The organism is Mycobacterium sp. IS-1264 (assembly GCF_001954195.1).
Taxonomy (GTDB): Bacteria; Actinomycetota; Actinomycetes; order Mycobacteriales; family Mycobacteriaceae; genus Mycobacterium.
Window position 1 is genome coordinate 1 of the sequence record NZ_MBES01000007.1, and the last position, 23,338, is coordinate 23,338.

The window sequence follows — 23,338 nt, forward strand, 5'->3', positions numbered from 1 at the left end:
CCCCCCCCCCCCCCCGCCCCCCCCCCCCCCAGCCGCCCCGCGGGCGCCCCCCCCCCCCCCCCCCCCCGGGTTTCGTGCCTTTGGCCCCGGGCGGGCCCGGCCCGGGCCCCGGGGGGGCCCCCCCGCGCCCCGGCCCGGGCCGGCGCGAAACCGCGCCTCGGCCCGACGATGTTCGCCGACGTAGGCGATGCCGTGAAACGGCATGCCGGCCGGGTCAACCCCCAACGACATCAGCTCGCGAAGGCCGCCGGGCATCAGCCCCTCGCCGCACGCCTTGTCGATGGGGCTCTCGCGCGGCTCGGCAATGATCACCGAAAGCCCTTGCCGGCGAGCGTGTAACGCCGTGGCGAGGCCTCCGGGGCCGCCGCCGACAATGAGCAGGTCGGTGTCGAAGTTCATGCGCGCCGCTCTCCCCCGCAAGCGGGATGTGCCCCCACCTCATCACTTCGTTCTGCATCGTCGCCGGCGCGGTTCGTCATGTGTAGCCCAACGCGGAGTTCTCCACGTGCACACGCACCCTCAGCAACATCGCGTTGGCCAGGGTGAAAATGGCCGCGGTCAGCCACGCCGTGTGCACCAACGGCAGCGCAAACCCTTCGGCCACCACTGCAACATAGTTCGGGTGATGCAGCCACCGGTAGGGGCCCTCTCGGACCAGCGGCGCGTCCGGTAACACGATCACCCTGGTGTTCCACCGCCGGCCCAGCGTCGTGATGCACCACCAGCGCAGAACCTGGCTCAGCACCACCACGGCCAGCATCGGCCAGCCGAGCCAGGCGATGAACGGCCGGTGCAGCGCCCAGGGTTCGACGACGCAGGCCACCAGCAGGGCGGTGTGGAGGACGACCATCACCACGTAGTGCCGACGTCCAAACTCCTTGGCGCCCTGGGCAAAAGACCACCGCGCGTTTCGCCTGGACACCACCAGCTCCGCCACGCGTTCGATCCCGACCGCCAGGATCAGCAGGTAGTACATGCCTTCACTATCTCGTGACCGGGCACTGCCGCGCCAGCAGGGTTCACGTACCGGGTTACGGTGCCGTAGCTGCGTCGGTTCAAACCGGCCGGTAAACGGTTGGCTTGCGGGCATTTACGATGACGTCCATGTCCGCGCCACTGATTGTTTCCATTCGGGGCCACGTGCCTGTCCTGCACGCCGAGTCCTGGGTGGCGCCCAATGCCAGCGTGATCGGAAAGGTCAGCCTCGCCGCCAGGGTCAGTGTGTGGTACGCGGCGACGGTGCGGGCCGAGGCCGAGCTGATCGAGGTCGGGTTCGGGACCAACATCCAAGATGGCGTCACCGTCCACGTCGACAAGGAATTCCCGGTCCGCATCGGTGCCGGAGTGAGTGTCGGGCACAACGCCGTCATCCACGGGTGCACGATCGAAGACGACGCGTTGATCGGTTCGGGGGCGGTCGTCCTCAACGGCGCGCTGATCGGTGCGGGCGCGCTGGTGGCCGCCGGTGCGCTCGTGCCGCAGGGCATGGTGGTGCCGGCGCGGTCACTGGTGACCGGTGTGCCGGCCCGGGTACAACGCGAACTCAGCGAGGCCGAGGTCGCCAACAACCGGCACAACGCCGCGGTGTACCGGCGGCTGCTCGACCTGCACCGCGCCTCGACGGACGAAGCCGGCCGGTGAACCAGGCCCGCGCCTACTAGGGTCGGGAATATGCGGATTCTGGTCGCCGGTGCCGCCCCGATCACCCCGGCCCCGAAGGTGCGGCTCGCATGAGCCAGTCCGGCACTCCATATCGCACCAGTGTGCTCTTCGAGCTGCGCCGTGCGATCACCAATGTCGCTGTGCCGCATAACGAACCGCCCGCGGTAGTGCGGCGTCGGCGCGTCGTCGTCGGCGTCACGCTGCTGATCGGTGCCATCGTGCTGGGTTTCTCGATGCGGCGTCATCCGGGGGAATCAAGTTTCTATTGGCTGACGCTTGCGCTGGCGGCGGTGTGGTTCGTCGGCGGATTCACGTCGGGCCCGCTGCACCTGGGTGGCATCTGCTGGCGGGGGCGCAACCAGCGCCCGGTCATCTCCGGCACGACCATTGGTCTCGCCCTTGGCGGCGTCTTCGTGTTGGGCGGCTTGATCGGCCGGGAGATTCCAGCCGTCGCCGCGTCGATCACCCGGGTGCTCGCGTTCGCCGATCATGGATCGGTATGGGCGATCGTGGCGATCACGTTGATCAACGGGGTGGCCGAGGAGGTGTTTTTCCGCGGCGCGCTTTACAGCGCATTGGGCCGCCACCATCCGGCGGTCATTTCGACGGCTTTGTACGTGGCCGCGATCATGGCCAGTGGCAACGCGGTGCTCGGCTTCGCCGCGATCGTTCTCGGGACGGTGTGCGCGCTGGAGCGCCGGGCCAGCGGCGGCGTGTTGGCCCCGGCGCTGACCCACCTCGTGTGGGGGTTGATCGTGGTGCTCGCGTTGCCCCCGCTGTTCGCCGTGTGACGGCCGTCAGCGGTCGGAGAAGTCGGGGGTGCGGCGCTGCTGGAATGCCGTTGCGCCCTCGACGAAGTCGGGTGATCGCAGCAGCACCGACTGGCCGCGGTATTCACACTCGAGCGCGTTGTCCAGCTCGGTCAGCGTGGCCGCGTTGATGGCGTGTTTGGTCTTGGAGTACGCAACGACGGGTCCCGCCAACAACTTCGAGATCACCTTGTCGACCTCGGCGTCGAACTCCTCGGCGGGATAGACCGCGGTGAGTAGCCCCGCGGCCAACGCCTCGGCGGCCGGCAACCGCTCGGCCAGCAGCGCCATGCGCATCGCGCGGATCCGGCCGATCGCGGCCGCGATCAACGCCGACGCGCCGCCGTCGGGCATCAACCCGATTTGGGTGAAGGCCAGCATGAAAAACGCTTTGTCAGAAGCCAATACGAGATCGCAGGCCAGGGCCAGGGAAACGCCGACGCCGGCCGCCGGGCCCTGGACGACGGCAACGACGGGCCGCGGCAGCGCCGTGATGGCGCGGATCAGCCGGTTGACCTCCAGGACGATTTCGTCGGGCGGCATTCCGCTGCCGGACATGTCGTCGGCGCTGATGCCCGCTCCGGAGCAGAAGCCGCGACCGGCGCCGCCCAGCCGCACCACCTTGACCTCCGGGTCGTCGGCCGCACATTCCATCGCGTCGGCGAGTGCGGTAATCACCGGAACGGTGAGCGAGTTCAGGCTGTCGGGGCGGTCGATGGTCACCGACAGCACGCCGTCGGCCAGCGTGACGTCAAGACCGGCTACGGGGGTCAGCGCGTCGAGCACGGATTGCGACATGGCCACACCCTAGGTGACCGGGATGCGCGGCCGAGAACCGCGGCTGCGAAGATGCGAACGACGTCAAAGCAGACGAAAGGTCGGTGGATCATGGCGGGACCGCTGAGTGGACTACGCGTTGTCGAGCTGTCGGGGATCGGGCCGGGCCCGCACGCCGCCATGATCCTCGGGGATCTGGGCGCCGACGTCGTGCGCATCGACCGCCCGTCGGGCGCCCCGGGTGGTGTGGTCAAGGACGCGATGAGCCGCAACCGTCGCATCGTGACGGCCGACCTCAAGTCCGACGAGGGACGCCAACTCGTGCTCAAGCTCGTCGCCAAGGCCGACGTGTTGATCGAGGGCTATCGCCCCGGCGTCACGGAGCGCCTCGGCATCGGCCCCGAGCAGTGCGCCGCGGTAAACGAGCGGCTGATCTACGCCCGGATGACGGGCTGGGGCCAAACCGGTCCGCGCAGCCAACAGGCCGGCCACGACATCAACTACATCTCGCTGAACGGGATCCTGCACTCCATCGGCCGGGCGAACCAGCGGCCGGTGCCGCCGCTCAACCTGGTCGGCGACTTCGGTGGCGGCTCGATGTTTTTGTTGGTCGGCATCCTGTCCGCACTGTGGGAACGGCAGCGTTCCGGCAAGGGTCAGGTCGTCGACGCAGCGATGGTCGACGGCTCGAGCGTGCTGATCCAGATGATGTGGCAAATGCGTGCCTCCGGCATGTGGACCGACGAACGTGGCACCAACATGCTCGACGGCGGTGCGCCGTACTACGACACCTACGAGTGCGCCGACGGCCGCTACGTCGCGGTCGGTGCCATCGAGCCCCAGTTCTATGCGGCCATGCTGGCCGGCCTCGGCCTGGATGCCGCTAACCTGCCGCCACAGAACGACATGACCCGCTGGCCCGAGCTGCGGGCGGCGCTCACCGAGGCGTTCGGGGCCCACGATCGCGATCACTGGACGAAGGTGTTCGCCGATTCCGACGCCTGCGTCACGCCGGTGTTGGCCTTCGGTGAGGTGCAGACCGAGCCGCACATCACCGAGCGGAACACCTTCTACGAAGTCAACGGCGCGCTGCAGCCGTTGCCCGCTCCGCGGTTCTCGCGCACGGCAGCCGATACCCCGCGGCCCGCGTCGCCGGTGGCCGATGTCGAGGCCGTGCTCAGCGACTGGGTATAGTCCCCAACCAACTGGTTGGCGGGATGGATAAGGGAGGGACTCGGATGGAGATCAAGGACGCCGTAGCCGTCGTCACCGGGGGAGCGTCGGGTCTGGGCCTGGCCACCACCAAGAGGCTGCTCGACGCCGGCGCCCAGGTGGTGGTGCTGGACCTGCGCGGCGAAGACGCGGTACGCGAGCTGGGCGATCGGGCGCGTTTCGTCGAGGCCGACGTCACCGACGAGACCGCCGTGAGCGGCGCGCTCGACACGGCCGAGTCGCTGGGCCCGCTGCGCATCAACGTCAACTGTGCGGGCATCGGCAACGCCATCAAGACCCTGTCGAAGGACGGCCCGTTCCCACTGGACGGGTTCAAGAAGGTGATCGGGGTCAACCTGATCGGTACGTTCAACGTGCTGCGGCTGGCCGCCGAGCGCATCGCCAAGACCGAACCAATCGGAGAAGAGCGCGGCGTCATCATCAACACCGCCTCGGTCGCCGCGTTCGAGGGGCAGATCGGGCAGGCCGCCTACTCGGCGTCCAAGGGCGGCGTCGTCGGCATGACGCTGCCGATCGCGCGCGACCTGTCGCGCGAGCTCATCCGCGTGGTGACCATCGCGCCGGGATTGTTCAAGACGCCGCTGCTGGGTTCGCTGCCCGAGGAGGCGCAGAAGTCGTTGGGCAAGCAGGTGCCACACCCGGCCCGGCTGGGTGATCCCGACGAGTACGGCGCCTTGGCCCTCCACATCATCGAAAATCCGATGCTCAACGGCGAGGTAATCCGCCTCGACGGCGCCATCCGGATGGCGCCCCGCTGAGGTTCACGGGCAAAGAGAAAGCCCCCCGCGTGCGGAGGGCTGTCTGGGAAACAAGTACGAAGTTACCGACGGAACCATCGGGTAATGGCGGGTTCGGCCATCAGTAGCCGCGCGAGCACGCTCATGGCGGTCAGCTTGCCGTAGGCAGCGGGTGCGAGTCTTCGAACTGCTCGGAGGTCTCACCTTCCACCAGCATGTCGCCGTGGTAAAGGGCCTCAAAGTCAGCCTTGATGACGTCGGCACTCGAGTCGTCGATCCACATGAGGATGAGCGTATGGGCCACCATTAAGGAATCTTTGAGTCACGATTCGGAAAATGGTGGCAATTTACTCGCCGGTAGGTTCGCGGGCCGCCCGGCGACGGATTGGGCCAGTCAGGGGGCCTACCTGCGGCCCAGTTTTCTTTCTAGACTCTTAGTATCGCGCAGGTTTGGTACTGCGTTGAACCATGTGGGCGGGCGTATGCGTGTTCACGGAAGGTGTCGTTTGACACCGGTAACCCTGCCGGATGGTTGCCGCGGCTCTGGGTGCGGGCGAGCGTTGCCCCGCCTGGCGGAAGGACGATCATGCTGCAGGCGACCGCTCGGCTGGCCATCGCGGCGCCTCGGCGCATCCTCGCGATCGCCGTCCTAGTCTTTGTAGCCGCCGCGATCTTCGGCGTTCCCGTCGCCAAGAGCCTGGCGCCCGGCGGTTTCCAGGATCCCGACTCCGAGTCGGCCCGCGCCATCGCCGTGTTGACCGACAAGTTCGGGCAGAGCGGTCAGCAAATGCTGATCCTCCTCACCGCGCCGGCGGGCGCCGGCAGCGAACAGGCCCGCAAGGTGGGCACCGAGCTGGTCGACGAATTGCGGCGCTCGCCGTTGGTCTACAACGTCTCCTCGCCGTGGACGGAAACTCCCGCGGGGGCCGGCGCCGATCTGGTCAGCCAGGACGGGAAATCGGGCTTGATCGTGATCAACCTCAAGGGCGGCGAAACCAACGCGCAGCAGAACGCCCAGACTCTCTCGGACGAATTCGTCCACGACCGCGACGGCGTCAGCGTCCGCGCGGGCGGCTCGGCGATGCAGTACGCCCAGATCAACAAACAGAACCAGGACGACTTGGTCGTCATGGAGGCGATCGCGATCCCGCTGAGCTTCCTCGTGCTGATCTGGGTGTTCGGCGGCCTGCTCGCGGCGGCCCTGCCGATGACCCTCGGCGCGTTGGCCGTTGTCGGCTCGATGTCGGTCCTGCGGCTGATAGCGCTCGGCACTCAGGTGTCGGTCTTCGCGCTCAACCTGAGCACCGCGTTGGGCTTGGCGTTGGCGATCGATTACACGCTGCTGATCGTGAGCCGCTATCGCGACGAGCTGGCCGAGGGCGGTGACCGAGACCAGGCACTGATCCGGACCATGGCCACGTCGGGCCGCACGGTGCTGTTCTCCGCGGTCACCGTCGCCTTGTCGATGTCGGCGACGGCGCTGTTCCCGATGTACTTTCTGAAGTCGTTCGCCTACGCCGGGGTGGCGACCGTGGGCTTCGTCGCGACCGCGTCCATCGTGATCACCCCGGCCGCCATCGTGCTGCTGGGCCCGCGACTGGACTCGCTGAACGCGCGCACGCTGGTGCGTCGGGCGCTGCCTAAAAAGATGCGGCGCCCGGATCCGGTGCACAGACCGGTCGAGCAATTGTTCTGGTACCGGTCGAGCAAATTCGTGATGCGCCGCTGGCTGCCCCTTGGCCTGGGCGTCGGCGCCCTGCTGCTGGTGCTCGGGCTTCCCTTCATCTCGGTCAAGTGGGGGTTCCCGGACGACCGGGTCCTGCCGCGCTCGGCGTCGGCGCATCAGGTCGGTGACGAGTTGCGCACCAATTTCGCGCACGACTTCTCGACGTCGGTGCCCGTCGTCATTCCCGACGCCGCCGGCGTGAGCCCGGCCGACCTGGACCGGTACGCCGCGGACTTGTCCCGCGTATCCGAGGTGTCGGAGGTATCGGCGCCGGGTGGGACGTTTGTGAACGGAAACCGGGTGGGACCGCCGGCGGCGGCCACCGGCATGGGCGACGGCAGCGCCTTCCTGACGGTGAGCAGCGCGGCGCCGCTGTTTTCGGCCGCCTCGGACGCGCAGCTGAAGAACCTGCGCGCGGTCCCCGGTCCGGCCGGCCGACCCGTCGAGCTGGCCGGCGTCGCGCAAGTCAACCGCGACAGCGTCGACGCGGTGACGGATCGGCTTCCGCTGGTGCTGGGGCTGATGGCCGCCGTGACCTTCGTGTTGCTGTTCCTGCTGACCGGCAGCGTGGTGATGCCGGTGAAGGCCCTGATGTGTAACGTGCTGTCGCTGACCGCGGCGTTCGGCGCGCTGGTGTGGATCTTCCAGGACGGCCATCTCGGCGCGCTGGGAACGACCCCGAGCGGCACGCTCGTCGCGAACATGCCGGTGCTGTTGTTCTGCATCGCGTTCGGGTTGTCCATGGACTACGAGGTGTTCCTGATCTCCCGGATCCGCGAGTACTGGCTGCAGTACCGGCCGGCGAAGCCAATCGCCAAGCAGGCGCACGCCGCCAACGACGAGGCCGTGGCGCACGGCGTGGCCCGCACCGGGCGGGTGATCACCGCGGCCGCGCTGGTGATGTCGATGTCGTTCGCCGCGCTGATCGCCGCGCACGTGTCGTTCATGCGGATGTTCGGCCTGGGGCTGACCCTGGCCGTGTTCGCGGACGCGACCCTGGTGCGGATGGTGCTGGTGCCGGCGTTCATGCATGTGATGGGCCGGTGGAATTGGTGGGCGCCCAAGCCCTTGGCGCGGCTGCACGAGCGGTTCGGGATCAGCGAGGGGCCGACGAATGATGTCCAACTCGAACCCGCCGGGATCGCGGCACAGCACAATGGTCACGAGGTCACGGAGTCGGTGACCAACGTCGGTTAGGGAGGGACTACGAACATGACGGCTACGGCGCCGGCATCCACCGTCGATAATCCGTTTTTCGCCCGGATCTGGCCCCTGGTGGCCGCCCGCGAGGTCGAGGCGGTGCGGGCCCTGCGCCGGGAGAACCTGGCCGGCTTGTCGGGCCGGGTGCTGGAAATCGGTGCGGGCGTCGGGACGAACTTCCCGCTCTACCCGGATTCCGTCGAGCAAGTGGTCGCCATCGAGCCCGAGCCGCGCCTGGCCGCGCGGGCCCGCAAGGCGGCCGCCGCCGCGGGCATCCCAATCGTCGTGACCGGCGAGACCGTCGAGGCCTTCGCCGGCGCGACGCCCTTCGACGCGGTTGTGTGCTCGCTGGTGCTGTGTTCGGTGGAGGACCCCGCCATGGTGCTGGCGCGCCTGCATTCATTGCTGCGGTCGGGAGGCGAGCTGCGCTATCTCGAGCACGTGGCCAGCGCCGGTGGGCGGGGCCGGCTGCAGCGTCTCGCCGATGCGACCTTGTGGCCCAGGCTGTTTGGGAACTGCCACACCCATCGCGACACCGAGCGCGCGATCGTCGACGCCGGGTTCCGTGTGCAGAGTTCTCGGCGCGAGTGGACGCTACCGGTCTGGGCGCCGCTTCCGGTGTCGGAGTTGTTATTGGGCCGGGCGCGCCGGGCCTAGCGCGGTTAGCCCAGCAGGGCGGGCAGTCGCTGCAGCAGCTTCGGCAAGGCCTGGCTCGCGGTCTCGCGCAGGCTCAGGGTGGCGGCGCCGCTCAGCGGCGTGGGTTCGGGGTTGACTTCAATCACAGCGGTGCCGCGGGCCAGCGCCAGTTCCGGCAGGCCGGCCGCCGGGTAGACGATCGCCGAGGTCCCGACCACCACCATGACGTCGGCGGTCTCCGTCGCCTCGAGCGCCCGCTGCCACGGCTCGTCGGGCAACGGCTCACCGAACCACACGATGTCGGGCCGAATCAGGCCGCCGCAACCGCAGACCGGTGGCTGGATCTCCAGCGCCGGTTCCGGCATCTCGGGCAATGCCTCGGTATACGGTGAATCGCAACGCGCACAACGGAATTCGAAAAGACTTCCGTGCAGATGGTGCACGGCGGCGCTGCCGGCGCGCTCGTGCAAGTCGTCGACGTTCTGCGTGACGACGCTGACTTCGGCATGGTCCTGCCAGTCGGCGATGGCACGGTGCCCCGCGTTGGGTTCGACGTTGGCCACCAGGTAGTGCCGCCACAGGTACCATCCCCAGACCCGTTCGGGGTTGTTGCGCCACCCTTGCGTGCTGGACAACTCGTACGGATCGAAGCGGGCCCACAGCCCGTTTTTGTCGTCGCGGAATGTCGGCACGCCGCTCTCCGCGGAGATTCCCGCGCCGCTGAGCACCGTCACTCGCATCCCCCCAAGATAGCGGTGCGTGGGTGATACTGGGGTACGTGGAGCTGGCGGACTGGTTGAAGGTCGACCTGAAGGCGCGCAGGCCGTTGTTCGACCAGCTCAGGACGCAGGTCATCGACGGGGTCCGCGAGGGCGCGCTGCCGCCCGGCACCCGGCTGCCGACCGTGCGTGAGCTGGCCGGCCAACTCGGCGTGGCCGTCAATACCGTGGCCCGCGCCTACCGGGAGCTGGAAACCGCGGCCATCGTCGAAACCCGGGGCCGCTTCGGCACTTTCGTCGCTCGCTACGACCCGACCGACGCGGCGATGGCGGCCGCGGCCCGGGAATACGTCCGCGTGGCCCGGGGACTGGGCCTGGACAAGGCCGACGCGTTGCGCTACATCGAGGATGTGCCCGACGACTGAGCGGCCGTCGAATTCTGGCCTAGCGCAAGACTTTATCCAGCGTGCGCAGGTTGCGGGTGGTGGTCGACGATTTGTAGCGCGGCTTGCCCATCGTCTTGCCGATGGTGCTGTCCAGCGTGCCGCCCTTGGGCACCTGCCAATAGACGACCCCGTCGCCGCGGCTGATCTTCTCGTCGGGGCCGGCCTTGCCGCTCAGCCCGGCGAGTTCGTCGAGCACCGCCGCGTCGGCGACGAACGTGACGTAGGACTGGTACCCCTCGACCTCGCGCTCGAAGGGATAGCCGTCGCTGATGGCACGCACCGTGTCGATGTCATAGGTCAGCACCCAGGCGTCGTAGCCGAATCGCTCGCGAAGGGCCGATTCGGCTTTCTTGCGCACCGCGGCGGCCTTGGCCGAGGACTCCAGCACCACGTTGCCGGTGGCCAGGATGGTGCGCACATTCTTGAATCCCGCGTCCGTCAGCGCGGCTGCCACCTCGGCCATCTTGAGATTGACGCCGCCGACGTTGACGCCCCGCAGGAAGGCTGCGTACTTCGTCATAGTGCGATTTCACCACGACGTAGGCTTTCGACATGGGACGCCAAGTCTTCGACGACAAATTGTTGGCCGTCATCAGTGGGAACTCCCTCGGGGTATTGGCCACCATCAAGCGTGACGGGCGCCCGCAGCTGTCGAACGTGAGCTATCACTTCGACCCGCGCGAGCTGGCCGTGCGCGTATCCATCACCGAGCCGCGCGCCAAGACGCGCAACCTGCGCCGCGACCCGCGCGCGTCGCTGTTGGTCGACGCCGACGACGGATGGTCGTACGCCGTTGCCGAGGGCACGGCGGAACTGACGCCCCCGGCGGCCGCGCCCGACGACGACACCGTCGAGGCGCTGATTGCTTTGTATCGCAACATCGCCGGGGAACATCCGGACTGGGACGAGTTCCGCGAGGCGATGGTCACCGATCGGCGGGTGTTGCTGACACTGCGCGTCTCGCACGTGTACGGCATGCCGCCGGGTAAGCGGTAAATCGACGAGCCAGGCGCGGGGAGTCCGCGTTAAGCTGCCGTCATGGCCGAATCGAACTCTCAGCAAGAGGACGAGACCAAGCGCAGGTTCCGCGAAGCGCTCGACCGCAAGAAGGCGAAGTCGTCGGGCGGATCCGACCACAAGGACGGCGGCGACAAGCAGCCGCGGGCGCACGGTCCGGCCGAGAGCCGCCGGGAATTCCGCCGCAAGAGCGGCTAGAGCCGAAGGCAGCCGGCTCTGGCCCAGCACTCGGACCCTGAGGAGGAATGGATCATGGCGATCGCGTCCACCGAAATGGCCAGCGTGCGTTATCTCGTCGACGACGTGGCGCGAGCGATCGATTTCTACACCAGCCATCTCGGATTCGTTTTGGGCCATAACGCCGCACCGGCTTTCGCGGAAGTCACCCGGGGATCGTTGCGGTTGTTGCTGTCCGGACCCACCAGTTCCGGAGCGCGTCCGATGCCCGACGGCGCCACACCGGTGCCGGGTGGCTGGAATCGCATTCATCTGATCGTCGACGACATCACTGCAGAGGTTGCGCGGCTCCGCGCCGCCGGGCTCACTTTTCGCAACGACATCGTCAAAGGCCCTGGTGGGCAACAAATCCTGTTGCTAGACCCGGCAGGTAACCCGGTCGAGTTGTTCCAGCCCGCCGGCCGCTAGCGAGGCGAGCCGGTACCGGTCGATCGACAAGGGTGCCGGCACGCGTGCCACTATCGATCTTCGCCGGACTGCGCTGACTTCCACGCTATGCCGATAACTACCAAAGCGGCGGTATCGGTGTCGCTGAGCTGGCGCGCGTGCATCATCACCGGCGCCGCGATGATGGTGGCGCCGATCGCGCTCAGCGCCGCGAGACCCGCCTCCCTCGGCGGCCACAGAAGACCACACTGCCCTGAGCCTTCACGGTCCCCAGGCCTTGTGGTTGAGTGTGTCTGTGAAGCTCTGCTTGGCGCAGGAACCCGAGGCCGATCGACTTCTGTCCTCGAACCCGTTCGCGTTGCTGATCGGCATGCTGCTTGATCAACAGGTGCCATTCGAGACGGCCTTCGCGGGGCCAAAGAAGATCGCGGACCGACTTGGCGGCCTGGATGCCGGCCAGATCGCCGCCTACGATCCGGACAAGTTCGCCGCGCTGTGCGCGGAAAGGCCTGCGATACACCGCTTTCCGGGGTCGATGGCCAAGCGGATTCAGACCCTGGCCCAGATCATCGTGGATCGCTACGAGGGCGACGCGGCCGGGTTGTGGAAGGCCGGTGAGCCCGACGGCAAGGAGCTGCTGCAGCGGCTCAAGGCGCTGCCCGGCTTCGGTGAGCAGAAGGCCAAGATCTTCCTGGCGCTGCTGGGTAAGCAATACGGCGTGACGCCGACGGGCTGGCGGGCCGCGGCCGGGGAGTTCGGCAAGGCCGGCGCCCACCTGTCCGTCGCCGACATCGTCGACGCGCAATCAATGGGCAAAGTGCGGTCCTACAAGAAGCAGATGAAGGCAGCAGCAAAGGGAAAGGCGGCAACGTGAAGACACACCTGACGTGTCCGTGCGGCGAAGCCATCGTCGGCAAGGACGAGGACGAGCTGGTCGAACTGACCCAGGCCCACCTTGCCAGCGTTCATCCGGGCCTGGAGTACGACCGCGACGCCATCTTGTTCATGGCGTACTAGCCGCGGCCTCCCGCCGGTCGGGTGGTGTTAGGGCACCACCGTCGAGCCGATGGTGGGCATGAACTGGCACTGCTTTTCCTTGGTAGTGACCTGCCCGAAGATCGTCGACATGATGCTGCCCGACCCGGTGTCGGCAATCGCTGTCAAGGTAGTTGGGCCGTCCGGGTTGATGTCGCTGCGCGGCGTGAGGGTGACGCTGCCGGACTTACCGGTGGTCAGGTTCACCCAGGTGACGTTCAGCGGCAGCTTCTGCACCTCGGCGGGCCCGGGGGTTCCGACGGCGGTGAACACATAGGCGGTCTGGCCGGGTGCGGGGCCCGGCGTCGGAATCTTGGCCGGCCCCGCCACCGAAAGCGCGGTCGCGATCGAACTACTGCCGTCCGCAAGGCAATTGGTGCCGATCGAGGGGTACATGAAGTCCTGTGTCGGCGGGGCGTCCGGTCCGAAACCGGGAGCCGCCGCGGGGGCGGCCGGCGCGGCGGCGTCGGGCGCCGGCGAGGCCGGTGCTGCCACCGGCGCCGGCGGAGTGGCGACCGGCGGGGTGGCCACGGGTGCCGAGGCCGGGGCGGGGCCCGCGGCGCGGGCGGGATCAATGCCCGTCGGCAGGTGCGATTGCACGCCGGGCACTACACCGTCCGGTGGCACGTGTGGCACCGGTCCGGCATCCGTCGGGGTGACGGCATCCGGCGCGCCCGGCTCTCGGACGAAATGGTTCACCGACTCGGCCACGTTCTTGGACTCGGTTGGTGCGGTCGGATTGTGGGTGAACGCCTGCGCCGCGGCCATGAGCAACTGCGTCGCTTGCGCGGGATTGCTGGCCGCCTGCTGGATGATCGGACTCAGCTGCGATAGTGCCGGCAGGCCGGGAAGCTGCTGAGCGGAGTTCTGTTGCGGTGTCGGCTGTGGTGCCGCCGGGTCGGCCGCCGCGTTCGGGCTCTGCCCGAACGCGGCAACCGATGCCGTGGCGACAGCGGCCACACCTTTGGACAGATTCCAAGTGCTTGCCACGGTGTCCTCCGGTCCTAGGTGGTGGGTGAAGCTGTTTAGTGGGTTGCTCAGGGCAGGGCGGAAAGCAGCGACGGCGGGGTAAGGGGCGCCGGCGCCGCCGGTGCTGCCGCTGCCGGTGCACCCGGGACACCACCGTTGGCCAACGCCGACAGGTCGCCCGGAAGCGAAAGCTGCGGTGGCACATTCAGCGGTAAGCCCGGCAGCGCCGGCATGTTCACCCTCGCCGCCGGAGTGGCCGGTGCCGCCGGAACGGCCGGAGCTGCCGGCACGCCCGGGATCGAAACCGGCAGACCCGGAATCGCCGGAGCCGCCGGCACAGCGGGCGCCGCCGGCGCCGCCGGTGCCAACCCTGGGATCGAGTTGAGCCCCGGAAGTGCGGAGGTGGCCGCGGGAGCTACGGGTGAGGTAGCTGCCGGCGCCGTGATCCCCGGAAGCGACGGGATAGCAGCCGGAGACGAAGCCGCGGGCGCGGCCGCGGCCGGGGTCAGCCCCGGAAAGGTGATACCGGGAGCCGCCGGCGTGGCAGGCGGGGTCGCCCCGAGTGCGGTCGCGAGGTTTTGCAGAATCTGCGGCGCGTTGGCCGCAGAAGCGATCAGCTGTTGCGGAATGTTCGGTACCGGGTCCGCCGGCACGGGGTCGGCGTGGGCGATTCCGCCCGTGAGTAGCGCGGCGGACGAACCGACCAGAACGGCGGATGCCCGCATGTAGGTCCAGATGGTTGGCATGACTCTCCCTGAGTTATCGACGACAGGTCCCGGCCTGAAGGTACGTTGATGCTGGTGTGACTCAAGTGACACGTGTGGCATTTATTCGATCGTTATGGATACGTGTGACGGCGGTGATCGAGCGTGTGCGTCGATCGCTAAAGTCGGGCGGATAGACGCAACCTCGGCCGCCCCGGCGGCATCGAACACCCGGCGGCTGGCGAATCTGCTCGTCACGGCCGCGCCGGTGCTGCTAGCCGTCAGCGTCGCGGCGCGACTCGCTTGGACATACCTGGCACCCCACGGGGCAAACTTTGTCGACTTGCACGTCTACCTCGGCGGCGCGGCTGCTATCGACCACCCCGGCAGCCTGTACGGCTACACCTACGCCGATCAGACGCCGGACTTCCCGCTGCCGTTCACCTACCCGCCGTTCGCGGCCGTTGTCTTCTATCCCCTGCACCTGTTGCCGTTTGGCCTCGTGGCTTTCCTATGGCAGATCGCGACGATCGCAGCGTTGTACGGCGCGATTCGGATCAGTCAACGGTTGCTCGGCGGGGGCAGCCACCGCGTGGCGATGGCCTGGACGGCCGTCAGCATCTGGATCGAGCCGTTGCGCAGCACCTTCGACTACGGGCAGATCAATGTGCTGCTGATGATCGGGGTGCTCTGGGCCGCCTGGACCACGCGGTGGTGGCTGTCGGGACTGTTGGTCGGCGTGGCGTCCGGGATCAAGCTGACGCCGGCGATCGCCGGTGTCTACCTCCTCGGAGTCCGGCGCGTCGGCGCTGCCGTGACATCGGCGGTCGTGTTCCTTGGCACCGTCGGGATATCGGTGCTCGTTGTCGGCGATCAGGCGCGTTACTACTTCACCGACCTGCTGGGCGACGCGCGCCGGGTCGGGCCCATCGCCACCTCGTTCAATCAGTCCTGGCGTGGCGGCATTTCGCGGATCCTGGGCCACGACGCGGGATTCGGTCCGCTCGTGCTGGCCGCCATCGCCGTCACGGCGGTCCTGGCCGTCCTCGCGTGGCGGGCGCTGGACTGCTCCGATCGGCTCGGCAAGCTGCTGGTGGTCGAGTTGTTCGGGCTGCTGCTCTCGCCGATTTCGTGGACCCATCACTGGGTGTGGTTGGTCCCGCTGATGATCTGGGCGATTCATGGGCCGGTCCGCCAACGGCCCGGCGCGTCGATCGTGGGCTGGGGTTGGTTGGCGCTCACCATCGTTGGCGTGCCCTGGCTGCTGAGCTTCGCGCAGCCGAGCATCTGGCAACTCGGCCGCCCGTGGTATCTGGCGTGGGCCGGGCTGGTGTACATCGCGGCCGCGCTGGCGACCCTGATCTGGATCGCCGCCACCGGCCGCCGCGCCGTCCCGTCCGACGGGCAGCCTTCGCAGCCCGCCGAGCGGGCCGCGTCGTCGCAGGGTTAGTCCGCGACGATCCCGTCGATATCGCGCGCCATGTCGATGTCGTTCTTGGTGATACCGCCCTCGGAATGCGTCACCAGAGCGAAAGTCACTGTCCGCCAACGAATATCGATATCTGGGTGATGGTCCTTGCTTTCCGCGTGTTCGGCCACCCGACGCACCGCGTCGATGCCGGCCAGAAAGCTCGGAAACTTTATCGACCGGCGAAGGGCACCATCGGCACGCTCCCAGCCGTCGAGGTCGGGCAGTGCGGCGTCTACTTGCTCATCCGTTAACACAGCCATACCCCGAACATACTCCGCACGCCGACCGTTGTTGGGGGTCGTAACGGCGCCGGGTTTGGGCAAGAATGTCACCATGCCACAGCGGTCGTTCGAGGATGCCAGTGCCTTCCATCGGGTGATGCGAACCTTTGCGGCCACGAAAGTCGGTGTGGCCCTTCTTCGGCCGACCGCGAACCGCCTCGACCAACTGATCACCAAGGCCACCGGCGGCAGACGCAGTTTCGCCGGGATCGCCACCGGTGTGCCGGTGGTCATCCTCACCACGACGGGCGCCAAGTCCGGCGAACCCCGCACCGTCGCGGTGTACGGAATTCCGCACCCCGATGGCCTGGCCCTCATCGCCTCCAACTGGGGCGGCGCAAAACACCCGGCCTGGTATCACAACCTGAAGGCCAACCCACAAGCCACGGTATCCATCGAGGGCGACACCTGGCAGGCCACCGCACGACGCGCCACGCCGCGCGAGCGAGACGAGATCTGGGCCAGAGGCGTTGAGCTCTATCCGGGCTGGGCGAAGTACGAAGCGCGGGCCGGAGACCGCCACATCGAGGTATTCGTCCTCACCCGGCAATGACCGGCGCCGGCATTCGGTAGCCGTCTGCCCGTTTCCCTCCTAAATACGTTGCGGCGCAGGCCCGTTTGCCCTGCTTGTCCCGTGACACTTTGCGTTTTCTCAGGATTCGCCAGCCATCTCACAGCAAGGGCGTCGAACCATGCAAAAGCATGAAGCGTCTATGTAATCAGCCAATCGCGTTGCACACCAACAAAGCACACGAAATGGTGGGTTCATGGGGCGCGCCCGACGGCGGAGCATCCGTGGCACTGATTCAGCAGAAGACTTTCTACGAAAGAGGATGACATGACGACCCAGCACCACGGGGCGATCACCAAAACCATCGTCGGCGCCGCCATCGTTCTCGGCGTCGGCGTTGGGGGCGCGGCAACCGCCCGGGCCGACGCGAATCCGGCCGGCACCGACCCGAATCCATTCGGCGCGCTCAGCTGTGGCTGCCAACAGACAGCGCCATCCGGGGGTCCCGCAATGGAGGCACAGCTAGAGCAGGGATTCTGGGCGGGGCTCACCGCCACCCCAGCCAACCGCAGCATTAGGTAAGTCCAGCCGCGCGGCCCCGACGGACGGTATACCGTCACTGGCCATGCCGACCCAGATCGTCGTCGCCGGGGCCGTCATCGCCGGCCCGACGCTCTTGGTGGCGCAACGCGTCCGGCCCCCCGAGCTCGCCGGCCGTTGGGAGCTGCCCGGCGGCAAGGTGGCGCCCGGCGAGACCGAGCGCGACGCGCTGGCCCGCGAATTGGCCGAGGAGCTGGGTCTCGACATCGGCGATTTCGCGGTGGGCGACCGCCTCGGCGACGACATTGCGCTGGACGGCAGGACGACGCTGCGGGCGTATCGCGTGCGGCTGCTCGACGGGGAACCGCACCCGCATGACCATCGGGCGCTGCGTTGGGTAACGGCAGAGGAACTGCATGACGTCGATTGGGTGCCGGCCGACCGGGCCTGGTTGGCGGACCTGATTCGAGCGCTCCGAGCGAGCTCCTGACGAGCCCACAGTTTCTCCGCAGGGAACGTACAGCGCTATTGCAGCAGACACGCGTGAAACTGGAAGCTAACAAGCTCAAATAGACCCTAACCTCGATTTGCATGCCGGTAGCGATCCCGATGGTTTTCCCGACGGCGTGGGCGCTGTTTCCACGCCGTGATCCGGCGTACGCGAAGACAGAAACCCCACGTCGATGGCAGTAATTTTTACGCACAGGTCCCGCGTGGTCGATGTGGTAGGACGGTCATCCGGGACCTACGCTGAGGGCCTATTGCCGCCCGGCGTGCGGGTCGCCGGCGCCGTCGGACACGTCATCGCCGAGTGTGCGGATCGCACGGGCGGACTACCGCATTCGAACCCGGCAGCGAGGCGCGCCGTTGTTTTGAGTAGGGGGTTTACCGTTTGACTGTCACACCTCACGTTGGTGGACCGCTCGAGGAGTTGTTGGAGCGCAGTGGGCGTTTCTTCACGCCCGGGGAGTTCTCCGCCGATCTGCGTACCGTCACGCGCGAGGGCGGCCGCGAAGGTGATGTGTTCTACCGCGACCGGTGGAGCCACGACAAGGTGGTCCGCTCCACGCACGGGGTCAACTGCACCGGATCGTGCTCGTGGAAGATCTACGTCAAGGACGGGATCATCACGTGGGAAACCCAGCAGACCGACTACCCATCGGTGGGCCCGGACCGCCCCGAATACGAGCCGCGTGGCTGCCCCCGGGGCGCGTCGTTCTCCTGGTACAGCTATTCGCCCACGCGGGTGCGTTATCCGTATGCGCGGGGTGCGCTGGTCGAGATGTTCCGTGAGGCCAAGGCGCGGCTCGGTGACCCCGTGCTCGCGTGGGCGGATATCCAGGCCGATCCGGAGCGCCGTCGCCGCTACCAACAAGCGCGCGGCAAGGGTGGGCTGGTCCGGGTGACCTGGGCCGAGGCGACCGAGCTGATCGCCGCCGCCCACGTGCACACCATCAAGACGTACGGCCCGGACCGGGTCGCCGGCTTCACGCCGATTCCGGCCATGTCGATGGTCAGCCATGCGGCGGGTTCGCGATTCGTTTCGCTGCTGGGCGGGGTGATGACCTCGTTCTACGACTGGTACGCCGACCTGCCGGTGGCCTCGCCGCAGGTGTTCGGAGACCAGACCGATGTGCCCGAGTCCGGGGATTGGTGGGACGCGTCGTATTTGATGATGTGGGGCTCCAATGTCCCAATCACCCGAACCCCCGACGCGCACTGGATGGCCGAGGCTCGCTATCGGGGCACCAAAGTCGTTGTGGTGAGCCCGGATTACGCCGACAACACCAAGTTCGCCGACGAGTGGATGCGCTGTGCCGCGGGCACCGACGCCGCGCTGGCGATGGCGATGGGTCACGTGATTCTCTCGGAATGCTATGTGCGCAAGCAGGTTCCGTTCTTCGCAGACTACGTTCGCCGCTACACCGACCTGCCATTCCTGATCAAGCTGGAGAAGCGAGGCGACTCGCTGGTGCCCGGGAAGTTCTTGACCGCGGCCGACATCGGCGAGGAAGTCGAGAACGCGGCGTTCAAGCCCGCCCTGGTCGACGAGGTCACCGACCGGGTCGTCGTGCCGCACGGTTCCCTGGGCTTCCGGTTCGGTGAGGACGGCGTCGGGAAATGGAACCTCGACCTGGGCCCGGTCGTCCCGGCGCTGAGCGTTGCGGGCACGCCGGAAGTCCGACTGGTCGAGCTGCCCAGCTTCGACACCATCGACGGCCACGGCGAGACGGTGCGTCGCGGCGTGCCAGTGCGCCGGGTCGGCGAGCACCTGGTGTGCACCGTGTTCGACCTGATGCTGGCCCATTACGCGGTGCAGCGCGACGGTCTTCCGGGCGAATGGCCGACCGGTTACGACGATCCCAGTCAGCAGAACACCCCGGCCTGGCAGGAACCCATCACCGGGGTGCCCGCCGCGCAGGCGATCAGGGTGGCCAAGGAATTCGCCCGCAACGCAGAGGAATCCGGCGGGCGATCCATGGTGATCATGGGCGGTGGCATCTGCCACTGGTTCCACAGCGACGTGATGTACCGGTCGGTGCTCGCGCTGCTGATGTTGACCGGTTCGATGGGCCGCAACGGCGGCGGCTGGGCGCACTACGTCGGCCAGGAGAAGGTGCGCCCCTTGACGGGCTGGCAGACGATGGCGAATGCCACCGACTGGTCGCGGCCCCCGCGCCAGGTGCCCGGCGCCTCGTACTGGTATGCGCACACCGATCAATGGCGCTACGACACGTACGGGGCGGACAAGCTGTCCAGCCCGTTGGGCCGCGGCAAGTTCGACGACCAGCACACGATCGACGTGCTGGCCTCGGCGACGGCGATGGGCTGGAGCCCGTTCTATCCACAGTTCGACCGCTCCAGCCTCGACGTCGCCGACGAGGCGGAAGCCGCCGGGCGCGACGTCACGGACTACGTCGCCGAACAGCTCGCCCAGCGCAAGCTGAAGCTATCGATCACCGACCCCGACGATCCCGTCAACTGGCCGCGAGTGCTGTCGGTCTGGCGGTCGAACCTGATCGGCTCGTCGGGCAAGGGCGGCGAGTACTTCCTGAAACATCTGCTGGGCACGGACTCCAACGTGCAATGCGAGGCCCCCGCCGACGGCGCGCGGCCCGTCGATGTGGCCGCTCACAGGGAAATTCCCGAGGGCAAGCTGGATTTGATGATGTCGATCGACTTCCGGATGACGTCGACGACACTGGTTTCGGACGTGGTGTTGCCCGCGGCGACGTGGTACGAGAAGAACGACCTGTCCAGCACCGACATGCACCCCTACGTGCACGCGTTTTCGCCCGCGATCGACCCGCCATGGGAAACGCGTTCGGACTTCGACGCGTTCGCCGCCATTGCCCGTGCCTTCAGCGCCATGGCCCGGCAGCATCTGGGCACGCGCAACGACGTCGTGCTGACCGCGCTGCAGCACGACACGCCGGATGCGATGGCGTATCCGGATGGCACCGAACGCAATTGGCTGCATGCGAACGAGGTGCCGGTGCCGGGCAGGACGATGGGCAAGCTCACTGTGGTGGAGCGCGACTACGCCGCGATCTACGACAAGTGGGTGACCCTGGGACCGCTCGTCGACCAGTTCGGCATGACCGTCAAGGGCTACACCGTCCATCCCTTCCGTGAGATCGGCGAGCTGGCCGCGAAGTTCGGCGTGATGAATTCCGGTGCGGCAGCCGGCCGTCCGGCGATCACCACCGCCGAGCGGATGGCCGACGTCATCCTCGCCCTGTCCGGGACGTGCAACGGGCGCCTGGCCGTCGAGGGCTTTCTCGAGCTGGAGAAGCGCACCGGGCAGCGGCTGGCGCACCTGGCCGAGGGCAGTGAGGAACGGCGGATCACCTACGCCGACACCCAGGCTCGCCCTGTCCCGGTGATCACCAGCCCGGAGTGGTCCGGTAGCGAGACCGGCGGCCGCCGCTACGCGCCGTTCACGATCAACATCGAGCACCTCAAGCCGTTCCACACGCTCACCGGACGGATGCACTTCTATCTCGCCCACGACTGGGTGGAAGAGCTCGGTGAACACCTGCCCGTGTACCGACCGCCGCTGGACATGGCGCGGCTGTTCAACCAGCCTGAGCTCGGATACGACGGGATCGGGCTCACCGTGCGCTATTTGACGCCCCACTCGAAGTGGTCGTTCCATTCGACGTACCAGGACAACCTGTACATGCTGTCGCTGTCTCGCGGCGGCCCGACGATGTGGATGAGTCCGGGTGATGCGGCGAAAATCAAAGTGCGCGACAACGATTGGGTAGAGGCAAGCAACGCCAACGGTATCTACGTGTGCCGGGCCATCGTCAGCCACCGCATGCCCGACGGCGTAGTGTTCGTCTACCACGTGCAGGAACGCACGGTGGACACGCCGCGCACCGAGACCAACAACAAGCGCGGCGGCAACCACAACGCGCTGACCCGGGTGCGGATCAAGCCCAGCCACCTGGCCGGCGGCTACGGCCAGCACGCGTTCGCCTTCAACTACCTCGGCCCCACCGGCAACCAGCGCGACGAGGTGACCGTGGTGCGCCGTCGCAGCCAGGCGGTGACCTACTAGTGAAGGTCATGGCGCAGATGGCGATGGTGATGAACCTCGACAAATGCATCGGCTGCCACACCTGCTCGGTGACTTGCAAGCAGGCCTGGACCAACCGCGCGGGCACCGAGTACGTGTGGTTCAACAACGTCGAAACCCGTCCGGGAGTGGGCTATCCGCGCACCTACGAGGACCAGGATCGCTGGCGCGGCGGCTGGATTCGCGACAAGAGGGGCCGGTTGCGACTGCGCGACGGCGGCCGCATCAACAAGCTGCTGCGCATCTTCGCCAATCCCAAGCTGCCCACCATCGACGACTACTACGAGCCCTGGACCTACGACTACGAGAACCTGACCCGGGCCCCGGCCGGGGACACCTTCCCGACGGCCGCGCCGCGCAGCCAGATCACCGGCGAACCAATCAAGGTGTCGTGGGGATCGAACTGGGACGACAACCTCGCCGGCTCGCCGGAGATCGTGCCCAACGACCCGGTTCTGAAGAAGGTCAGCCAAGAGGTCAAGCTCAAGCTCGAAGAGACCTTCATGTTCTACCTGCCGCGGATCTGCGAACACTGCCTCAACCCGTCGTGCGTGGCCTCCTGCCCGTCGGGCGCGATGTACAAGCGCAGCGAGGACGGCATCGTTCTGGTCGACCAGGATCGCTGCCGGGGCTGGCGGATGTGCGTGTCCGGATGTCCTTACAAGAAGGTGTATTTCAACCACAAGACCGGCAAGGCCGAGAAGTGCACACTGTGCTATCCGCGCATCGAGGTCGGCCTGCCCACGGTGTGTTCGGAAACCTGCGTGGGCCGCCTGCGCTATCTCGGGCTGGTGCTCTATGACGTGGACCGCGTGCTGGAGGCGGCGTCGGTGGAAAACGACACGGACCTCTACGAGGCACAGCGCCGGATCCTGTTGGACCCCAACGATCCCGAGGTGATCGCCGCGGCGCGGGCCGAGGGCATCGCAGACGAGTGGATCGAAGCCGCGCAGCGGTCACCGGTGTACGCGCTGATCAACACCTACCGGGTGGCGCTTCCCCTGCACCCGGAATACCGGACCATGCCGATGGTTTGGTACATCCCGCCGCTGTCACCGGTGGTCGACGCGGTCAGCCACGACGGCCACGACGGCGAGGACCTGGGCAACCTGTTCGGTGCCCTCGAAGCGCTGCGCATCCCCATCCAGTACCTGGCCGAGCTATTCACCGCGGGCGACACCGAGGTGGTGGCCGGGGTGCTGAAGCGGCTGGCCGCGATGCGGTCGTATATGCGCGACATCAACCTCGGCCGCGAGACGCAACCGCACATCCCGCATGCCGTCGGGATGACCGAAGAACAGATCTACAACATGTACCGGCTGCTTGCGGTCGCCAAATACGAAGAGCGCTACGTGATTCCGACGTCATACGTGGCCGACGTGCCCGCCGCCGCGATGGCCGACGAGATGGGGTGCTCGTTGTCTTTCGAGGGTGGACCGGGCATGTACGAATCCGGCCCGTTCGGGGAGGGCAGCGGCGCGCCCGTCCCGATCGCCGTGGAAACCTTCCACGCCCTGCAACAGCGTCAGACGGGTGCGGCCGCCGGGGCCGGTAGCACGGGGGGCGGCGGCCGCTCCAGGATCAACCTGCTCAACTGGGACGGCAACGGCGTGCCCGCGGGCCTGTTCCCGGACTCCGACAAAGGCCCGGGGTAGC

27 protein-coding genes are annotated in these 23,338 nt (G+C 67.4%); 18 read left to right on the forward strand and 9 right to left on the reverse strand.

The features are described 5' to 3' along the window. Positions 1–399, reverse strand: a 399-nt coding sequence (locus A5744_RS01105) for an FAD-dependent oxidoreductase (RefSeq protein ID WP_139331191.1), incomplete at its 3' end; no start/stop codon positions are given. A gap of 76 nt (positions 400–475) precedes the next feature. Then, a complete protein-coding gene (locus tag A5744_RS01110) occupies positions 476–976 on the reverse strand; it encodes an isoprenylcysteine carboxyl methyltransferase family protein (protein ID WP_076057765.1) in 501 nt (166 codons plus the stop codon). Between the two features lie 128 nt (positions 977–1,104). On the opposite strand from A5744_RS01110, the gene A5744_RS01115 reads away from it, so the two are divergent. Continuing rightward, entirely contained in the window at positions 1,105–1,641 is a 537-nt protein-coding gene (locus A5744_RS01115; protein WP_076057818.1) for a gamma carbonic anhydrase family protein, read from the forward strand. Positions 1,642–1,730: 89 nt separating this feature from the next. Continuing rightward, on the forward strand, positions 1,731–2,453 hold the full coding sequence (locus A5744_RS01120; RefSeq protein WP_076057766.1) for a type II CAAX endopeptidase family protein: 723 nt from the start codon (positions 1,731–1,733) through the stop codon (positions 2,451–2,453). 6 nt (positions 2,454–2,459) lie between these two features. Here A5744_RS01120 and A5744_RS01125 read toward each other — a convergent pair whose 3' ends face one another. Next, entirely contained in the window at positions 2,460–3,269 is an 810-nt protein-coding gene (locus A5744_RS01125) for an enoyl-CoA hydratase (RefSeq protein WP_076057767.1), read from the reverse strand. A gap of 90 nt (positions 3,270–3,359) precedes the next feature. Here A5744_RS01125 and A5744_RS01130 point away from each other — a divergent pair, with 90 nt between their 5' ends. Next, a complete protein-coding gene (locus A5744_RS01130) occupies positions 3,360–4,442 on the forward strand; it encodes a CaiB/BaiF CoA-transferase family protein (RefSeq protein ID WP_076057768.1) in 1,083 nt (360 codons plus the stop codon). A 44-nt stretch (positions 4,443–4,486) separates the two neighbouring features. Continuing rightward, complete coding sequence (locus A5744_RS01135; RefSeq protein WP_076057769.1) at positions 4,487–5,239, forward strand: 3-hydroxyacyl-CoA dehydrogenase; 753 nt, start codon at positions 4,487–4,489, stop codon at positions 5,237–5,239. Positions 5,240–5,369: 130 nt separating this feature from the next. On the opposite strand, the gene A5744_RS24230 is transcribed toward A5744_RS01135, so the two are convergent. Beyond that, positions 5,370–5,525 carry a hypothetical protein gene (locus A5744_RS24230; RefSeq protein WP_170874394.1) on the reverse strand — a complete coding sequence of 52 codons (156 nt, stop codon included), beginning with the start codon at positions 5,523–5,525 and terminating at the stop codon, positions 5,370–5,372. 279 nt (positions 5,526–5,804) lie between these two features. Here A5744_RS24230 and A5744_RS01140 point away from each other — a divergent pair, with 279 nt between their 5' ends. After that, positions 5,805–8,141, forward strand: coding sequence for an MMPL family transporter (locus A5744_RS01140; protein ID WP_076057770.1), 2,337 nt, complete (start codon positions 5,805–5,807; stop codon positions 8,139–8,141). Between the two features lie 15 nt (positions 8,142–8,156). After that, positions 8,157–8,801 carry a methyltransferase domain-containing protein gene (locus A5744_RS01145; RefSeq protein ID WP_076057771.1) on the forward strand — a complete coding sequence of 215 codons (645 nt, stop codon included), beginning with the start codon at positions 8,157–8,159 and terminating at the stop codon, positions 8,799–8,801. Between the two features lie 5 nt (positions 8,802–8,806). Here A5744_RS01145 and A5744_RS01150 read toward each other — a convergent pair whose 3' ends face one another. Continuing rightward, complete coding sequence (locus A5744_RS01150) at positions 8,807–9,520, reverse strand: NAD-dependent deacylase (protein ID WP_076057772.1); 714 nt, start codon at positions 9,518–9,520, stop codon at positions 8,807–8,809. A 38-nt stretch (positions 9,521–9,558) separates the two neighbouring features. Between A5744_RS01150 and A5744_RS01155 the strand changes: the two genes are divergently transcribed. Further along, a complete protein-coding gene (locus A5744_RS01155) occupies positions 9,559–9,924 on the forward strand; it encodes a GntR family transcriptional regulator (protein WP_076057773.1) in 366 nt (121 codons plus the stop codon). A gap of 19 nt (positions 9,925–9,943) precedes the next feature. On the opposite strand, the gene A5744_RS01160 is transcribed toward A5744_RS01155, so the two are convergent. After that, complete coding sequence (locus A5744_RS01160) at positions 9,944–10,465, reverse strand: DUF1697 domain-containing protein (protein ID WP_076057774.1); 522 nt, start codon at positions 10,463–10,465, stop codon at positions 9,944–9,946. Positions 10,466–10,497: 32 nt separating this feature from the next. Here A5744_RS01160 and A5744_RS01165 point away from each other — a divergent pair, with 32 nt between their 5' ends. The 5 genes from A5744_RS01165 (at position 10,498) to A5744_RS01180 (ending at position 12,603) form a co-directional block, all read left to right on the forward strand. Then, positions 10,498–10,941, forward strand: coding sequence for a PPOX class F420-dependent oxidoreductase (locus A5744_RS01165; protein ID WP_076057775.1), 444 nt, complete (start codon positions 10,498–10,500; stop codon positions 10,939–10,941). A 42-nt stretch (positions 10,942–10,983) separates the two neighbouring features. Next, positions 10,984–11,160: a DUF5302 domain-containing protein gene (locus A5744_RS24240; RefSeq protein ID WP_139329411.1), complete on the forward strand. Its 177-nt coding sequence runs from the start codon at positions 10,984–10,986 to the stop codon at positions 11,158–11,160. 54 nt (positions 11,161–11,214) lie between these two features. Further along, a complete protein-coding gene (locus A5744_RS01170; RefSeq protein WP_076057776.1) occupies positions 11,215–11,607 on the forward strand; it encodes a VOC family protein in 393 nt (130 codons plus the stop codon). A gap of 274 nt (positions 11,608–11,881) precedes the next feature. Further along, positions 11,882–12,460, forward strand: a complete 579-nt coding sequence (locus tag A5744_RS01175; protein WP_076057777.1) for an HhH-GPD-type base excision DNA repair protein — start codon at positions 11,882–11,884, stop codon at positions 12,458–12,460. Then, the gene (locus tag A5744_RS01180; protein ID WP_007169078.1) at positions 12,457–12,603 is read left to right on the forward strand and encodes a hypothetical protein; all 147 of its coding nucleotides are present in this window, start codon (positions 12,457–12,459) and stop codon (positions 12,601–12,603) included. The genes A5744_RS01175 and A5744_RS01180 overlap by 4 nt, the downstream gene beginning before the upstream one ends. A gap of 27 nt (positions 12,604–12,630) precedes the next feature. Here the strand turns inward: A5744_RS01180 and A5744_RS01185 are convergent, their stop codons facing one another. Continuing rightward, positions 12,631–13,662, reverse strand: coding sequence for a hypothetical protein (locus A5744_RS01185; RefSeq protein ID WP_170874396.1), 1,032 nt, complete (start codon positions 13,660–13,662; stop codon positions 12,631–12,633). Beyond that, positions 13,659–14,336 carry a hypothetical protein gene (locus A5744_RS01190; RefSeq protein WP_076057779.1) on the reverse strand — a complete coding sequence of 226 codons (678 nt, stop codon included), beginning with the start codon at positions 14,334–14,336 and terminating at the stop codon, positions 13,659–13,661. Before A5744_RS01190 ends, A5744_RS01185 begins: the two co-directional genes overlap by 4 nt. Before the next feature lie 94 nt (positions 14,337–14,430). On the opposite strand from A5744_RS01190, the gene A5744_RS01195 reads away from it, so the two are divergent. Continuing rightward, positions 14,431–15,744 carry a mannosyltransferase gene (locus A5744_RS01195; protein ID WP_076057780.1) on the forward strand — a complete coding sequence of 438 codons (1,314 nt, stop codon included), beginning with the start codon at positions 14,431–14,433 and terminating at the stop codon, positions 15,742–15,744. Here the strand turns inward: A5744_RS01195 and A5744_RS01200 are convergent. Beyond that, positions 15,741–16,025: a 4a-hydroxytetrahydrobiopterin dehydratase gene (locus tag A5744_RS01200; protein WP_076057781.1), complete on the reverse strand. Its 285-nt coding sequence runs from the start codon at positions 16,023–16,025 to the stop codon at positions 15,741–15,743. The two genes, A5744_RS01195 and A5744_RS01200, sit on opposite strands and share 4 nt — an antisense overlap. 73 nt (positions 16,026–16,098) lie before the next feature. Between A5744_RS01200 and A5744_RS01205 the strand changes: the two genes are divergently transcribed. From A5744_RS01205 to narH, 5 genes are all read left to right on the forward strand, one after another. After that, positions 16,099–16,599 (forward strand): nitroreductase family deazaflavin-dependent oxidoreductase, encoded by a 501-nt coding sequence (locus A5744_RS01205; RefSeq protein WP_076057819.1) that lies wholly within the window; start codon positions 16,099–16,101, stop codon positions 16,597–16,599. Between the two features lie 285 nt (positions 16,600–16,884). Further along, positions 16,885–17,139, forward strand: coding sequence for a hypothetical protein (locus A5744_RS01210; protein WP_076057782.1), 255 nt, complete (start codon positions 16,885–16,887; stop codon positions 17,137–17,139). Between the two features lie 43 nt (positions 17,140–17,182). After that, on the forward strand, positions 17,183–17,587 hold the full coding sequence (locus A5744_RS01215; RefSeq protein WP_076057783.1) for a (deoxy)nucleoside triphosphate pyrophosphohydrolase: 405 nt from the start codon (positions 17,183–17,185) through the stop codon (positions 17,585–17,587). A gap of 402 nt (positions 17,588–17,989) precedes the next feature. Then, positions 17,990–21,664: a nitrate reductase subunit alpha gene (locus tag A5744_RS01220; RefSeq protein WP_076057784.1), complete on the forward strand. Its 3,675-nt coding sequence runs from the start codon at positions 17,990–17,992 to the stop codon at positions 21,662–21,664. Further along, positions 21,664–23,337, forward strand: coding sequence for a nitrate reductase subunit beta (gene narH / locus A5744_RS01225; protein WP_076057785.1), 1,674 nt, complete (start codon positions 21,664–21,666; stop codon positions 23,335–23,337). The genes A5744_RS01220 and narH overlap by 1 nt, the downstream gene beginning before the upstream one ends. Position 23,338: the final 1 nt, after the last annotated feature.